Origin of the sequence: Maribacter aquivivus (assembly GCF_900142175.1) — a bacterium.
Classification (GTDB): Bacteria; Bacteroidota; Bacteroidia; order Flavobacteriales; family Flavobacteriaceae; genus Maribacter; species Maribacter aquivivus.
Genome location: NZ_FQZX01000001.1, coordinates 2,396,947 through 2,412,249 on the forward strand (window position 1 = coordinate 2,396,947; position 15,303 = coordinate 2,412,249).

15 protein-coding genes are annotated in these 15,303 nt (G+C 31.8%); all 15 read right to left on the reverse strand.

Going from position 1 to position 15,303, the window contains the following annotated elements:
- Positions 1-62: 62 nt before the first annotated feature.
- The gene (locus tag BUC31_RS10135; protein ID WP_139251922.1) at positions 63-1,703 is read right to left on the reverse strand and encodes a WD40/YVTN/BNR-like repeat-containing protein; all 1,641 of its coding nucleotides are present in this window, start codon (positions 1,701-1,703) and stop codon (positions 63-65) included.
- A gap of 111 nt (positions 1,704-1,814) precedes the next feature.
- Entirely contained in the window at positions 1,815-3,791 is a 1,977-nt protein-coding gene (locus tag BUC31_RS10140; protein WP_073243604.1) for a hypothetical protein, read from the reverse strand.
- Between the two features lie 23 nt (positions 3,792-3,814).
- Positions 3,815-4,669, reverse strand: coding sequence for an NADase-type glycan-binding domain-containing protein (locus BUC31_RS10145; RefSeq protein WP_073243606.1), 855 nt, complete (start codon positions 4,667-4,669; stop codon positions 3,815-3,817).
- 48 nt (positions 4,670-4,717) lie between these two features.
- Positions 4,718-5,548, reverse strand: a complete 831-nt coding sequence (locus BUC31_RS10150; RefSeq protein ID WP_139251923.1) for a hypothetical protein — start codon at positions 5,546-5,548, stop codon at positions 4,718-4,720.
- 131 nt (positions 5,549-5,679) lie between these two features.
- On the reverse strand, positions 5,680-6,234 hold the full coding sequence (locus BUC31_RS10155) for a hypothetical protein (protein ID WP_073243610.1): 555 nt from the start codon (positions 6,232-6,234) through the stop codon (positions 5,680-5,682).
- A 12-nt stretch (positions 6,235-6,246) separates the two neighbouring features.
- Entirely contained in the window at positions 6,247-7,104 is an 858-nt protein-coding gene (locus BUC31_RS10160) for a hypothetical protein (protein WP_073243612.1), read from the reverse strand.
- On the reverse strand, positions 7,104-7,304 hold the full coding sequence (locus tag BUC31_RS10165) for a hypothetical protein (protein ID WP_073243614.1): 201 nt from the start codon (positions 7,302-7,304) through the stop codon (positions 7,104-7,106). The genes BUC31_RS10160 and BUC31_RS10165 overlap by 1 nt, the downstream gene beginning before the upstream one ends.
- 165 nt (positions 7,305-7,469) lie before the next feature.
- Positions 7,470-8,201, reverse strand: coding sequence for a M949_RS01915 family surface polysaccharide biosynthesis protein (locus BUC31_RS10170; RefSeq protein WP_073243616.1), 732 nt, complete (start codon positions 8,199-8,201; stop codon positions 7,470-7,472).
- Between the two features lie 136 nt (positions 8,202-8,337).
- Positions 8,338-9,423, reverse strand: coding sequence for a hypothetical protein (locus BUC31_RS10175; RefSeq protein WP_073243618.1), 1,086 nt, complete (start codon positions 9,421-9,423; stop codon positions 8,338-8,340).
- Positions 9,424-9,451: 28 nt separating this feature from the next.
- Positions 9,452-10,111: a hypothetical protein gene (locus BUC31_RS10180; RefSeq protein ID WP_073243620.1), complete on the reverse strand. Its 660-nt coding sequence runs from the start codon at positions 10,109-10,111 to the stop codon at positions 9,452-9,454.
- Positions 10,112-10,547: 436 nt separating this feature from the next.
- Positions 10,548-10,811 (reverse strand): hypothetical protein, encoded by a 264-nt coding sequence (locus BUC31_RS10190; RefSeq protein WP_073243624.1) that lies wholly within the window; start codon positions 10,809-10,811, stop codon positions 10,548-10,550.
- A complete protein-coding gene (locus BUC31_RS10195) occupies positions 10,811-11,458 on the reverse strand; it encodes a hypothetical protein (RefSeq protein ID WP_073243626.1) in 648 nt (215 codons plus the stop codon). The genes BUC31_RS10190 and BUC31_RS10195 overlap by 1 nt, the downstream gene beginning before the upstream one ends.
- Positions 11,459-11,476: 18 nt before the next feature.
- Positions 11,477-12,091, reverse strand: coding sequence for an HD domain-containing protein (locus BUC31_RS10200; RefSeq protein ID WP_073243628.1), 615 nt, complete (start codon positions 12,089-12,091; stop codon positions 11,477-11,479).
- Positions 12,092-12,354: 263 nt separating this feature from the next.
- Entirely contained in the window at positions 12,355-13,806 is a 1,452-nt protein-coding gene (locus tag BUC31_RS10205; protein ID WP_073243630.1) for an ATP-binding protein, read from the reverse strand.
- A gap of 232 nt (positions 13,807-14,038) precedes the next feature.
- Positions 14,039-15,289: a mechanosensitive ion channel family protein gene (locus BUC31_RS10210; protein ID WP_073243632.1), complete on the reverse strand. Its 1,251-nt coding sequence runs from the start codon at positions 15,287-15,289 to the stop codon at positions 14,039-14,041.
- Positions 15,290-15,303 lie beyond the last annotated feature (14 nt).

Sequence of the window (15,303 nt, forward strand, 5' to 3'; positions counted from 1 at the left end):
ATTTCTTGATGTTTTAGATTCGATTAAGGCTTGGTTTTTAAACAAAAAAGATCTGTTTACTTTTAGCAAGTCTTATATGCTTTTTTGATGAAATCAATAACCATTGGGCTTCCAACACAATCGCCGTAAGCTTCTAAATAGACATCAGATGGATTATTACTAATTAACCAATCACCAGTTTCATTATGTTTTCTTAGAATGCCTTCATCTAAAATATCTCCTTTTTCTGCTGTCATAGATGGGTTGTCTTCTGATAATATTTTAATGGAATTCCCTTTAATTACAACACGTACTTTTTCACTCATGGTTTGTTCTTGATACTCTGCATAAGATATGTCATAAATGTATTCTCCATCAGCAGGAATTTCTTCATGCTTTACCTCTAACTCATTTACTATATCGTTTAGACCATCTTCAAATTGCTGTCTTTGTCCTTTGAATGCATTTGGAGCTACATCCGTTTTTTGCACTGGTCTTCTGAGCCTATCTTGTTGCTTCTCTCTAGATGAAATAGGCTGGTGTTCTTTTAGGTGTATTGCTGTTTTATACAAATTGTCTCTATCTAAAATCAAAATATCACCGTCCATAGCCTGAATTCCATATGACTCACCAGAAAATAGCACCTCTTCATTTTCTGATGTCAAGAAAGGTTTAATCGTGGCATCTTCTATATTAAATTCATAAACAAAGGTATCTCTGTAATAATCTGAAGATATACTTGTTGTAATTAATGCAGATTTTTGGGTAAAAAGAATATCGGAAATGTTGGCTTTATGTCCGTCACCGTCTTGCGGCATGTCAATTTTACGCCATTCTTTTCCACCATTCTCTGTATAGAATAAATCGCCTCCTAGACCGCCTATTAAGCCAGTATTTTGGTTTAAGAATGCAATAGAGTTGAGGTTTACATAATCTTCACCGTCTGTCTCAAACAGTAGTTGCCAAATTAAACCGCCATTAGTACTTTTATAGCTTCTACCAGAAAAAGTTACTACGATTATTTCCTTTTCTGAAAACGCAATAAAGTCTGAAATTCCTTCTGTTTCTTTTTCTAAGCCTTTGTGTTCAATAGTAGCCCAAGTTTTACCTGCATCTACGGTTTTTAGAATGACAGCAAAACTTTCGTCTTCTCCATTGATATATCCATAACCGGTAATAAAACCAACTTGCTCGTTAACAAAGCGTATTTTGTAATATTTGTTAAAGAAATAACCTCTTTTTTCATAGAGATCTTTTGTATTAAATACACTCCATTTTTCTCCTAAATCTGGTGTGCTAAAAATATATTCGCTATCACCTATAACAAAGATGTTGTCACCTGAAAATGCTGCAGAATAAAACGGATTACCGAATCTAGAAAAACGATTTTCTAACCACGTTTTACCGCAATCTTTGGTAATTCTTGTTATTAATCCTGCGCCACCAACGATTACCCCAATATCTTTGTTTTTAAAAGACATACCATTATACATATGAAACCCTGTTTCTTCTATATGATGTAAAACAGAAACATTTTGGTTGGTTGAAGCATTTAAAAAGCTTGTTCCTTTTTGGGTAATGGTATCTTTAGTTACAAACTCATTGTCTAGAACTAATTCTACCTTGTTAAAGCCAGTAAGTGGTTTTTCTTCTTGATTGTTTTGCCCTTTACAAGAGTGTAGAACAACTAGTAATGTAAGCATTAGGAACTGTACTATTTTCATATTATTTTTTATTTATAAAACAACAGTTAGCGGTATAACCTAATTTTTTTGTTCGGTTATAATTATAGAAAAAAACTGAATTAGTATGGTTATATGAGGTTCTCATAGCACTTATTCTTCTTTTTTCATCATCAATTGAACTAATGCGACTAAGGCTGCACCCATAAGACCTACAATCATAAACGGAAAGAATAAAATATCCACGATTTTTTTAAAAACAGATTTATTATTTTTTTTCTTTCTTTTAATAACCTTGACTCCAAGGTCATCTAAAGCATCTTCGGCTTCCTCACATTTTGTTTCGTAAAATTCCCAATCATCTATATCTTGTAAGTAGTCTACCGTTTTTTGAAATGCTTTGGCAGCTTTATCCTTTTGGTCTGTGGCATTGTAGCAAAGACCTAAATAATAAGCTACTAAACCTACTTCTTTAGGTTCTTGTTCTTGTATTATTTCCTGTTCAAGAAACCATTCCATTTCTGGTATATATTTATCATATGCTTTTTCTTCTGTTACAGCATATTCATAAAATATTTTCCCTGAAAATATTACATAATGGGCAGCATCTTTAGCCCCTTGTCCTATCTTGTTATAAAGTTTTTTTGCCTTAAAATAATTTGCTTCTGCATTTTCCAGGTCTTTTAAACCAACATAACATTTTACTAAGCGTAAAAAGTATTTTTGTCTCTCGTTTATACTTAACTCTTTGCCATATTGCTTAAAAACTGTTTGTGTACTTTCTATTGATTTTTGATAATTTTCACCTTCAAAATAATCATAAGATGCATTTTCAATATTTTCCATAAATGGACTCATTTGAAAACCTTCTATGTGAATACTTCCCGCTTTGTCATACAGCAGTTCTTTCTCTTTGTCATATTTAAGAGTCTCAGCATAATTACCCAATGCATTTGCATAATTATTACATAGCATGGCAAATAAATGGGGTTGGTTGTTGAGGGTGTCTCCTTTACCAAATAGCAGGTAATCTTTATATTGTTGATAGCCTACTTCGCCATACTGTATTGCTATTTGGGCTATTTTTTTCTTCTTCTTGTTTTTTTTGGTTTTATTGTATAGAATAGAAAAAGTGGATAATGTATTGTACATATGTACAGAAGGACCGGAAAATTTAAAAGGAAGACTTAAAAAATCATTATTAGATTTTTTTGCCGCTTTTTTAACTCTATCTAAGTCGGTATAAGCAGTATGGTTTTCGCAATTAAAAAGAAGTTTAAAAGCTTCATATGCCTTTACATAGTTTTTTGTATCAAAGTAATGTGTATTTGCAATAGCAGTTACTAATAATGCATTGTTTGGATAAATTTCTAACCACTTTTCAACTTCTGGATAATACTTTTCGTAAAAATCTAGTTTATCCGTTATTTTAAAATGATTTTTTTCATTTCTAATAATATTAAATAATAAGCCCAGTAATTGTGGATGCTTATCTAGCTTTTTAGCATCGTACATTTCTTTTAGTTTGATGCCGTATTGCAATCGATAACCATCTTCGCTATCAAAAGACCAAGTGTAATGTGTTAGTAGAATTTCTTCTGCAATCTTATAATTTTCTTTTTCTAAATGTTTTAAGCCTACAAAGCCATTGTTATAAAAAAACGGATATTTTTTATAAGCTTTATACCATAGGTCTAAGGCAACATCTGTTTGCTTATTATTATGCTTTAAAAGTGCTAATTTATCTAGTAACTCACTTTCTTTTTCATCCTTTATATAACGTTTCTTATAAAGAGTTTGTATTTCTACCAATTGCTCCTCAATAACTTCAGCTGCTTTATCTGGCATTGAAAGCGAATCATTATAGACCCAGAAAAGCCAATCATAACCAACCATTTTATCTTGTTTAAAGTGGTCGTTTTCTATTATAAAAGTTGCGTCCTCTATAATTTGAGATGTGTTTTCAAAAATATCAGTATTTAAACGCATACGCAGCGTTAGCATATCAATATCAAAAGGGTTTTGTTTTAATATTTCTTTGATAATTGCCAAAGCCTCAAAACCTAGTTCTTGCTGATTAGCATCTTGGTTATCTAACTTATCTAGTATGTTCTCTAATTCCTTATTCATATGCTACTAATTAATCTCATATATTAATACACATCTAATCCCGAAAAATATATTTCTGTTATAGCGGTATCATCGTATTTATCACCTTTGTAAACACTTATGATTTCAAACCTTATTGTATCTCCTGATTCTATTTCTTTATTATAAGATTTGAATGTGTTACCATTCTCATCTTTGTATTTATACCAACTTGTACCATCGTCATTATAGCCGCGGTATGTTATTTCAAAACCTATTGTTGGTATTTCATAAACCTGCTCTGCATACACATCTCTAAGATTTAAAATGGCAAATTCTGTATCGTTTACACATACTTTTAATTGCCTTACTCGGGAGTTATTTTTCCAGGTAGTCTTGTCTTTGATATATCCATTTGCAATCTTAATAGTTGTAATACGTGGATGCTGCGCAGGGAAGCTAAACTCAACATATTCACCAATTCCATCTCCTTCAACACCCTCAACCCATGCTGTGGCATAACTCAAGTCACTTATACTAGAGTAGTCGTATAAATTGCCATTTTGCGGTTGTAAAGCAGATGATACTTTGCAGAACGCAGTAGTATCATCTAAATGGCTTATGTTATATCCTTCATCTGTCCAATCATCGCCGCAAACAATACTCCACATGTTTTCACATGCTTCACTGTAACCTAACGCTCCACATTTGCTTGTCAATTTATTTCTTTCGTCTTCATCATAATTGTTCCAAACGGTCATATCTGTGAATAATGATTCACATGTAGACCATAATTCTTTTTTATCTTCAAAATTATATGCTGTTTCTATTCTAGGCTCAAGAGTAGGTGGCTCTTGAGTAAATACTGATAATTGAACGATAAAGTATATCGAGAAGAAAAGTAGTATGGTTCTTTTCATTACTAATTGGTTTTTAGAATGGTTTATTAATAAATAGGGGTTTCTACTTTAATATTCTTCCTTTATTTCTCCATTTTTTAATAGGTGTAAAAGAGGTTTTGAATCTTCTTTTTTAAGGTCGATTTTATAAAACTCATTACCGCGGTTTATAGTGGTGTCAGGGAAAATGCCACCTTTAGTAATGTACTTTGTTATAGCTTCTTTATCAGACTCATGTAAAGGCTCTTGTAATCTTTTTTTGCCATCACTAATAATGATGTCTCCTTCTAATACCAATGGAGTTTTAGCCAAGCGTTTTCTCATATAATAAAATCGATTATTATCCATAATAAATTCATTATAGCCTTCAGAAACTTCTCCTGAATATAGTTCTACCGTATTAAAAGCGGGAGTTTCACGTAACTGGCTAGCGGTTAGGTTAACCTTTATATCTTTTATGGTTTTACTCTTAAACTTAATTGAAACTTCTTCAAAACTACCTGTGACTTCTGGGTTTGTGACCCACTCTTGATCTACCTTGAAAAATACTTTTTCTCTGTGATGTTCAGGACTTATGTAATTAATGGATATGGAGTCTTTTAACTGGTTATTATGCCTTGCATATAAAATATAAGGTTGTACTAACTCTTTGTTTGGCTGTAATTTTATTTCATTGCCCTCTATGCTATAGGTGCCATAAACTTCTAAATCTACACTCCCAAAAATGGCATAGTAATGAAATAGATTATTGTCTAATAGGTATAGTTTAGTCGGCATTTCCATCTGGGACAAATCATAAAAACCTTCTAAAGTTTTGGAGTTATTTATTGAATTTTCTTGTGATTGCTGCCCAACCATTATTTGAAGACATAAGAAGTATATAACTAGTACGTATTTCATGTATTTGCAATAATTGGATTTGCGGTTCTAATTTGATGGTGTTAAAAGTGCCATGTACCTATAACAAATAAAGCTGAATAAAATTATTCAGCCTTATTCTTACTTATAGTAAATAGATAGTGTGTAATCTCTTAAAAATCAATATCATCGCTTAAGTTAGCGCTCTGGTCTTGGTACATCTCATTAAAGTGTGCTTCCCACTTTTCAGTTAGTCTTCCTTGTTTTTTCATAAGTTTCTGAATTTTACCAGAATTAGGATCTTCTTGCATGGCTTTTTGAATTCGCCCGCCCCAGTGCATACCTAATTGAGAAAATTGGGTAATAGAAATGCCATATTCTTTTTGAAAATCTATATCAATACCTACATCTTGAGCTATAGCAAAATGCCTTTCCATTTTAATATGATCGCTCCACTTAGGATATTTTGCCAGAGCTACCTCAGGACCTTCTGCTCCGCCTTCAGCATTGGCAAACTTACCTTGTTTTGGATTCATAAAAACTTCACCAAAAAACTTCATATCGTCATGACTTAATTCTGCCATTTTACCATTCCATTGGTTTTTAGTGTCTTCCCATACTGGCAACTCTATACCTAGAATTTCACAAATTTTTTCGGTAGGCATACCTGCTGCCATATTTGCTGATGCACAGGCATAGTCTCTAAAAGTTACTCCGTTAATTTCCATATTTGGTTGGTTTTAATTGTTATATAGATCGCTCCTCTTTTTATTGTCATAGAAATAGAGGTTCATTTTTACACTTACATCGTGTTTAATGTTCTCTTGGTATTCTGGTAAGTAGGAGGCTCTTTCTGTAAAATAATTTGTCCAGAAAGTATTTTCTTTAATTTCCCAATTATCATAGGCTTTTGCTAAAGGTGTTTTATCATCACCCTTGTTTAAACTGCGAAAACTTTGGCAATGTTTATGAGCTGCATTTTTTTCATCCCACTCTTTCAATACTTTGTGTTTAGCTATGTTATCTACCACCCAACGTATTTCGGTGATTTTGTCACTAGGTACAAAGGTGTTTACCGTATTACAATAGCCACAGCCTACATAATGTGATCTAAAAATGTCTTTTTTAACCTCTAGTTTACCACTGCATTGCGAACAATGAAAATCTTCATTTAATAATTGAATAGCATGGTTGTAAAATTCTTGAGCAATTTTGCCTTCGAGTTCAATCTCAAACCGCTCTATTCTAGTGCTAAATGAATACGATAATTCTGTTCCTTTTTGGTCTTGGTCAATAATATCCCACCGTTCAACATAATCTAACATTTGTGGTTGTACTTTATCATCAAACGTTTGCTCTATTTTGTCCCCTAAAGCCTCTAACTGAGATTTGATTCCGCTCCATGCAGTCATATTTGCAGACATGTCATAGTTGTTTGCTTCTAAATTGTCTATTACAGCTTCTTCTGCATGTACTAAAGACTCGTTGAAACGTGTTTCCATTTTTGCTAGAAATGTATCCCACTTCTCAACCAAGGCATGGTATTCTGGCTGGTTTTTTCTTTCTTCTTTACTATCTTTCTTAGAAAATCCAAACATTATATATCGGTTTTAATCTCGTTGTCAATATCCATAAACTTAAAGTCGCAATAATCACAAGTAGTTAAATTGGTGTCTTTAGGTCTTGCGGCGCCACAATTTTCACACTTTCTAGAACTGGTTTCAGAAGTTGTATTCGTTCCCCAATCTTTCTGGGTTTCGTTGGCGTTTTTTACTATTTTTTTAAAAGGATTTGACATATCGGTATAAATATATCGTATAGTTATACCTGATATTATACCGAGTTGACAAACGTGGTAGTTTAGTTTGTATTCGATACTTTTAAGTGCAATAAGTAGTGCACTAGAAGTGTTTTACCAATATTTAGACTGGTATTTTTTATGTGTGATTTAAGTACTTTTATTCTAGTAGTATTTTCCTTCTTCACATTTATTTCTATTCCAATGCTGTTTTAGAAAAGCGTTAAAGCTTGGTTTTTGTTCTAAATTGGAGCTAGCTTCATATTTGCCGCCATACGCATTTTCATTACCGCACATAAGCATGGTTTCTCCTCTAAAGGCGTATTTCGTATTTTCTTCGAACATGATGATTTTCATGATGCCGGGATCCATTCCTCCACGGCACATTAATACATAGGGTATAGCTATTTCAGTAATACCGTCTTGGTCCAAATCTGTAACTGTAGTTGCTTTTGGTATAAAGCCAATAAACCAATCTACCCCATAACACTCTATATAATCGTATACCCGCCACTTCTTTTTATACTCTTGTTCAGTATTACTTTTTGTAAACAAATAGGCATAGAGTTCAGCTTTGTCCTGAAGCATATAATCTGTACTATCTTTTTCATAGTCCAACCAAGTAAAGTTCCCTGTTACCGTTTGTATTAGAATATTCTCACCCGTAGCATCTGTCCATTTTAGGGCTTCAACAACGGTGCCTTTAAAATCTAATGATTTTGGAATTTCATTATAGTTTATGCTATCAATTTTTATTTCTTTGCTAGAATTCTCTCTATCCCAAATGCCCAACCAAACATCGGGTTCTAATGCTCTAAATTTTTCTATGTTTTCTTTACTTTGTGCAAAGGAGAAGCTGGTTACTATTAGGATTAAGAGTGTTGTAAAGGTTTTCATTTTTTCTGTTAAAAGGAGATTGTGTTTTGTTGGTTGAGCAGGGTAAAAAGCTGTATAGTTTAAGTTGCAAAGAGCTAGTTAAATTATTACTTCTTTTTAATATAGCTAATATTTGTTTCGAGTTTCTTTTACTTCTCTATTCCATTCTATTTAATTCGGTAGCTCCTGCTATTGCACCAATCGATTCAAAGACTTCATCTTGGTCTTGAGTATCTGTCCAGCCCATTTTTGATAATTCTGAACGTACTTGATGTTCTGTTTTTTCTTTCACGAAATGATAATAGGCGAAATCAACAACCTCTGGTGGTATTCTTTCCAATTGATAGGCCGTTAAGCCTGAAGCAAGCCTTAAGACACCAATGAAATATGTAATTACTAATTGTACAATCCAACTTATTAATAAACCGATCCAACCTGTATTTGTGTTTTTTATCGTTAAACCAGCATTAAACCTGACTTGTAAAAATTCCCAAAAGCTAAATGATTGAAAGTTGTTTTCGTTTAAGATTATTTGGTATTGAAAATATTGATTTGATACATAGGTGATCACTATCATTGCTATAAGTAAATAATGTAAATGATCATAAAAAGTATAATTACTTAATTTGATGAGTTGGGTAAGTACATAACCTAGAATAATTGCAACGACAACTTCAAAAACCCCAATAATGTATATTCCTTTTACAGAAAGAAATGCTACAATAGCACCTACTATAAGCGCTGTAATTAAACCGCCAACAACCGGAATCCAAATCTGAGGTTTTTTTCGGCTTTTTGGTTTTGGTAAATTTTCTGGAATTATGTAGTCATCCCAATTATTTGCTTTTTCAATTTCCTTTTCAAGTTCAGCTAAAGTTTCATGATCAAATTCGTTTTCTGTTTGTTGAAATGCATGAATGAATAATTTAACCCTTTTAGAGTTTCTACCATTGTCCCAAATTTCGTTGCCGAGAGAGATACTTTTAACAGTTAATTTGCCATTTTCAAAAGAAACATTGATTTTTTCGGTCCATCTGTTCCAATCTCCTTTTCTTTTTGCTTCAGCATTTCTTTCATCATGGTAAACAATATCCCAACCTAATTTTTCAAAAGTTTTATTTACAATAGGTATAATCACTGTTTTGTTTAAACCAGTTTTTATTTCCTCTTCAAATTTTGGAGTCCAATTAACGCTATGCTTTTTCTTGATAGACGCCTCGTATTGTTTAAGATCTTCGTTCATTTGATTGGCAGTATTGTATTCGTACTTTTTATTCGGTAATTATTTTGCTGTAAATATTCCCTTTCCAGTATAACTGATTATCTGTTTCTAAAATATTTATAAACTTAAAATCAAACACAGCTTTTATAATTCCGCTTTCATATAGTGCTTCGTCTATTTTAATAGTTCCGCTTTTTAAAGGGAAAGTATTAATCCCTAAATCTCTTATACTGTTGAAATAGACAGAAGCAGTACAAGAGTCGTTTTTTAGTTCTATAATTAAATTGCTGTGTGTAGAAACGTTGCTTTGAGATTCTCCTTTTATAGTTCCATTCTTTAGTTTCTTGAACTCAATATAATTTGTACCTGAATATTCATACATTCTATTTTCTGACTTTAATGAATGGTATACGTGAGTAGTATCTATTATCTTATAAAATGCTTGTAACGAATCTTTGTAAATTTTACCGGTATTATCTTTCATTCTGTCAATTGCTACAGGGCAACTGCCGTCGCAGCTTAATTGACCATGACTGTTTTTATAAACTCCTTCTTTATAACTCCAATTTTCTTTAAAAGAAAAGTCTCCTTTTAATTCTGACGTCCATTCAATATTGATGGTATTATTAGAATCAATTTCCTTTTCAATTGTTTTGCAAGAGAGTGCTGTTAAAAGAAGTAATAGTATGATAGAGAGTTTGTTTTTCATTTTAGTTTTTACTTATTCTGTTTAATCATTAAATATGTTACTCTTCCTGAATACATTAGAAAAGGTATGCCAGAACAGAATGAAATTATAAATAGGGATTCATAAAACCAATCACCAATTGTTAGTACTCCAAATGAAATTAAGAGTAGTATTATCCCTTGTATAACTAATATATTTTTGATTAGAATTGACTTTGAAAAAAGACTTACTATCAATACTATTTTTCCAATCATCGATATTGAGCCAGTTATTAAAAATCGACTTTCATATTCGTTGGTTAAGTTTAGTTCAAATCCATTCTTTATTATAGACGGAATACTTACTAAGTCCAACATGAGCATTATTCCCATACCATGTCCAGCAGCAATGACGATTATAGAATGAAATATTATAGTTAATATTTTAGCTTTTTTTACCAATCAAAAATAATTTTAATTTAAATGTTGCGCTTTCTCAATAACGCTTGCAATTCATCATTTTTAGTAGAGTTGCTAACTATTCGATAAATAAAATAGATAGGAAATATTAACGGAATAAGAACTGTATAATTTTTCCCGTAAATTGAAGAAACAATTCCGATAGCTATTATGCTAGCAAGAAACCCAATTACAAATGCATTAATAATTTTAGACTTTTTTAGTTTCTTTTTTTCAACTTTTAATTCTTCATCTGTTAGTTCAGATAGATTCTTTTTATTCATTACTGGTGTGTTTGACTATTGTTAATTGCAGTATTTTCATCTTTGTAAAGTTTATTGACTTTTGGTTGAATAATCCACACGCCAATAAAATAAAACCATAAGAGAAAAAACTCTCCGGCAAAATCTCCAAAGTCTACTTTCCTTTTAAATTCGGCAGTTTTAATTGTTTTGGCCACAAAATACATGGAGTAAAATATACAGAACATGGAGAATAAATGGAGCAGTACAATAATGTACAAAGGCCAACCGATAAGTGAGAAACTATTAATTTCAGTTCCAGAAAATAGTCCGGCCATTAAAAGCATTATAGATATGATATAGATAAGGGGTATGAAGAATAAAATTTTAAATTTTTCAACCTTCATTTTAATTTCTGAAGGAATATTTTTTTGAAGTCCGATTGCGATAGACCAAAACCAATCGAAAAACATGATGACATATAAAATCATTATATACGGGAAGAAGTCAAAATAAAAGATGTTGTCGTTTAGAACTTCAGTTACACCAGTTCCACTTTCTGAAATCGGACTCGGATGTGTTTGTGGTCCAAATAACTGAGACACAATAAATAGTTGGTAAATTAACGGAATACCCAACATTAAAATGAATAGTTGCCAATGTTTTGCTTTTAGATAGAAGTTAATCATATGTTCTTTTTACATTTATTATTGCGATTGCAATTCCCGTTGTAAGTTCTGTTTAGCTTGTGTTTCAAACTTGTTATAAAAAAAGTCAGTTTTAAATATTCTGTCCATCGACAAAAAATGATTTAGAACTTTTTTACGCCCAGGATTATAAATGAATGCGGGATAGATAGCATATTCCTTTCTAACATTTTTGTAGTATAGATCGTATGTTTCCCAACTTTGACCTAATACAGAAAGGTCGGCATCTGTAAAATAGTTAGTATCGCTGTCGATTGATTTATGGTGCGATTTGGTAGTTGAAATTTGTTTTTTGCATTGATTAATAATGTCGCTAGAAACAGAAATCTCTTTCATACGTTTTTCCGCGAGTTCAGCACTTTTTTCTTCGTTGTCTGATTTTGTAGAATTGTAAATTATGTCGTGGTAATAGAGTGTGAATAAAATCGTTTCCCAGTTCTTTATTTCTCCCTTTACAATAGTTAGCTGAGATAATAAATTGTCAAGATGTTGTAATGTATGATAATGTCTTTTTTTGCCAGAGTAGTTTTTCTCTATTTCTGTCCATAGAACATTTATCAAACGCTCATCGCCTGTATATTTTAGCAGAAGTGCTGTGAATGTTTCTTTTAGCATGAGAGTTCTTTAATAACAACCAACACAAAAACATGTGCAGCGGTATTATCACCAAAGAAAGATACAATTTTCAATTAAAGCCAAATCAAAAGATTTGGTGGACTTTATAAAAACACACTAAACTTTGACTTAAACACCAAAACCCGTATTGATTTTAGCCATTGTTGGTAGTAGTTATTTATTTTGTCAAATAAGATGTGTTTGTTTATCAGATAGTTGATGGTTTTTAGTTTTGTAACTATCAAATAACCATCAAATAAGAATTATGCCCAAAAAGGTATGTATTTTTTATACTTTCTTGAGTTACTTTCTGGATCATCTTCTTTTATAACATTTTCTTTTAGTGCTTCTTTAATTATTCTTGATGCAATTGCGGCATTCTTACTTTCTATCATAAACCTATCTCGTAAAGATTGATTGGTCATTTTATCATTAGAGACATATTTTAAACAACAATGCTGATAACAAGCTCTTATTTTGTCTTTTTTATCCATTTGATTTAGAGTCTTGTAGGAGTACATTATAACTTTTGTGTGCTTTTCTTGAATTAAAATATCAGGAGCTGGTAATTGATACATTTCATTATAGAAAATTACTTTATCAATTCCGCTTCCTTTCTCTTCACAAATACCTAACCTCCTCATTAAATCTGCGAGCGCGTCATTTCTTGATTGATATTCATCAATAAAGCGTTCAGGTGTAATAAGAGGTATTCCTGGATTAGTAATTTCAATCCTATCAGAAAATATTTCAACCATTGGAAAACCTTTTTCTTCAAAATCTTGATGAATTATAGCATTTGCCAATAATTCACGAACTGCAATTTCAGGGTACATTCTTTTATCATCTCTAAATGCTTTTCCTATTTCTTCATTAGCTGGCAATTGGCTATTTACCCAGTCTATTAATCCTTGATACCCTGAAACGTAACCTTTTCCTCCAATCTGTTCTCTAACAGTTTCAATTTTGTTTTTATGTTTATAAACAATAACTCTAATTGCTTTTCTTTTTAAGTCAGGAAAATCTTCTAGATTTTTAGCAAATAGTATTGCGCCTAAATTTGTAATGGAAAATTTAGGTGCTTTTTTTATGATTAATTTTTCTGAAATAAACTTATCAATAACTCCTTGTCTATTTGAAGGGTATGGTAGTTTTAATAAATCAAAATACGATTGAGTATCTAAAAGAGAAACAACAGTGTCAGCATCGATATTCTCTTTAGCTAATTGAAGTTCAAATTTGATATTATCTTTTCGATTCCAAATTTTTGATTCCTTTTCAGGAAATTCTTTAAGTAACCTGGTGTAACTACCTATTCTAATATATGCTTGATTAGTAAATTTAACAGGTCTATTTACTGCTGCAGGAATTACATACATACTAATATTTATACCTTTTGAATATTCAAATTCATAAGTTTTAAAATCAATTTTAGGGTCTAACCTTTGAATTAACCAATTTTCTAATTCTTCTTTTCCTTTAGTAGCTGATTTAACTTTAAAAGTAGTTCCTTTGATGTTATGCGTCTTATCTTCAACTCCAAAAATTAGAAAGCCATATTGTTTCTTACTAAGGCAGGCTCCATTAGCTAAAGCTGATATTCTTTCTCCTATTTCTTCGTTGGAATGAAAGTTTAGTTTAAACTCAAGCCATTCTGTTTCTTGAGAGTAACTTACTAGTTCTTTAATAAGTGATTTTAGTTCAATTTCTGTCATTCGTCAAATAAGAATCAAATAAAAACATCCTGATTATTAGGTGTTTATTGTTTTTAATGGTAAATATACATTATTCTATCAAATAAGATTATGAGGTTTATTTTAATTACTACCTAACACATAAATATGTGCAATAGGTATTATAATAAAGAAAGATAAACCATTCTTTTGAAATTCAATTGCCATGGGCTTTTGAAAAGATTTTATCCAATATTATATCACCATAAAAAAATTAATTTTCACCGGAAATTGAAGGTACAGGTATTTCATACACCTGTAATTGAAAATAGGGTAGGGCAGCTAGTAGATGGTCAAAGATGTCTGCCATTACGTACTCGTAATTCTCCCAACGTTTGTCAGAGCTAAAGGCATATACCTCTAAAGGTATACCTTGTGGTGTTGGTGCTAATTGGCGAACCATTAAGGTCATACCTTTATTTACAGCAGAATGACTTTGCAGATAGTCGTTTACATATTTTCTGAACACACCAATATTGGTCAAATTTCTGCCATTTATAGCAAGCTCTTTGTCAATATTATTTGCTGTATTGTACGTATTGATCTGTTCTGATCGTGTATTTAAATACGGTTGAATTAATTGTATTTTTTGAAATTCTTCGATATCTGCATCCGACAGAAAACGAATGCTTTTTTGACTAATGATCAGGGCACGTTTTATACGCCTTCCTCCAGATTCTTGCATTCCGCGCCAATTTTTAAAAGAATCTGATATCAACGCATAGGTAGGTATGGTGGTAATCGTATTATCAAAATTTTGGACTTTTACAGTTGCAAGAGTTATTTCGACCACATTACCATCGGCACCAAATTTGTCAAAACTGATCCAATCACCAATACGAACCATATCATTGATACTCACTTGAATACTTGCGACCAGACCAAGAATAGAATCTTTAAATATTAATAGTATTACGGCTGAACCTGCACCAAGGGCGGTAAAGAACTTCCAAACCTGTATTTCTGTTATAATGGCGAATATGGTAAAAATACCCACTACCCAAGCGAAGATCATGAATACCTGTATGTAACTATCCATAGGTTTATCTCTAAACCTTGATTTGGTCTTTAAATAATCATTTATACTTCTAAATATATTTTTTACTAGGTAAAGGGCAAGAATTACAAATAGTACATTTAAAAATTTTAAGACCATTTGTGCGGCATAATCAAAACCAATAAAACCAAAGGGCACAAGTTCTACCAACATGCTCAACGGTATAATATGGGCAACATACCTTGGTACTCTATTAGCTACTAGAAAATTATCAAAATTAGTTTTAGATTTTCGTGCTAGTTTTAGCGATACTGACCGCAGTACTTTCCAAATTATAAGATCTAAGAAATAAGCAACTACTAGTGCAATAACTAATAAAATGGCAAGGTTTAAATACGATGCCGCAGTTTCGCTTAGTCCGCTTTCTACAAGGTAGTTATATAGTAATCTGTGAAAATCGTCGTTCATAGTCCTTGATCATT

Bases quoted from the DNA above. Each gene is read 5' to 3' on its own strand.
- BUC31_RS10135 (WP_139251922.1), bottom strand. From the start codon at position 1,703: ATGAAAATAGTACAGTTCCTAATGCTTACATTACTAGTTGTTCTACAC.
- BUC31_RS10140 (WP_073243604.1), bottom strand. From the start codon at position 3,791: ATGAATAAGGAATTAGAGAACATACTAGATAAGTTAGATAACCAAGAT.
- BUC31_RS10145 (WP_073243606.1), bottom strand. From the start codon at position 4,669: ATGAAAAGAACCATACTACTTTTCTTCTCGATATACTTTATCGTTCAA.
- BUC31_RS10150 (WP_139251923.1), bottom strand. From the start codon at position 5,548: ATGAAATACGTACTAGTTATATACTTCTTATGTCTTCAAATAATGGTT.
- BUC31_RS10155 (WP_073243610.1), bottom strand. From the start codon at position 6,234: ATGGAAATTAACGGAGTAACTTTTAGAGACTATGCCTGTGCATCAGCA.
- BUC31_RS10160 (WP_073243612.1), bottom strand. From the start codon at position 7,104: ATGTTTGGATTTTCTAAGAAAGATAGTAAAGAAGAAAGAAAAAACCAG.
- BUC31_RS10165 (WP_073243614.1), bottom strand. From the start codon at position 7,304: ATGTCAAATCCTTTTAAAAAAATAGTAAAAAACGCCAACGAAACCCAG.
- BUC31_RS10170 (WP_073243616.1), bottom strand. From the start codon at position 8,201: ATGAAAACCTTTACAACACTCTTAATCCTAATAGTAACCAGCTTCTCC.
- BUC31_RS10175 (WP_073243618.1), bottom strand. From the start codon at position 9,423: ATGAACGAAGATCTTAAACAATACGAGGCGTCTATCAAGAAAAAGCAT.
- BUC31_RS10180 (WP_073243620.1), bottom strand. From the start codon at position 10,111: ATGAAAAACAAACTCTCTATCATACTATTACTTCTTTTAACAGCACTC.
- BUC31_RS10190 (WP_073243624.1), bottom strand. From the start codon at position 10,811: ATGAATAAAAAGAATCTATCTGAACTAACAGATGAAGAATTAAAAGTT.
- BUC31_RS10195 (WP_073243626.1), bottom strand. From the start codon at position 11,458: ATGATTAACTTCTATCTAAAAGCAAAACATTGGCAACTATTCATTTTA.
- BUC31_RS10200 (WP_073243628.1), bottom strand. From the start codon at position 12,091: ATGCTAAAAGAAACATTCACAGCACTTCTGCTAAAATATACAGGCGAT.
- BUC31_RS10205 (WP_073243630.1), bottom strand. From the start codon at position 13,806: ATGACAGAAATTGAACTAAAATCACTTATTAAAGAACTAGTAAGTTAC.
- BUC31_RS10210 (WP_073243632.1), bottom strand. From the start codon at position 15,289: ATGAACGACGATTTTCACAGATTACTATATAACTACCTTGTAGAAAGC.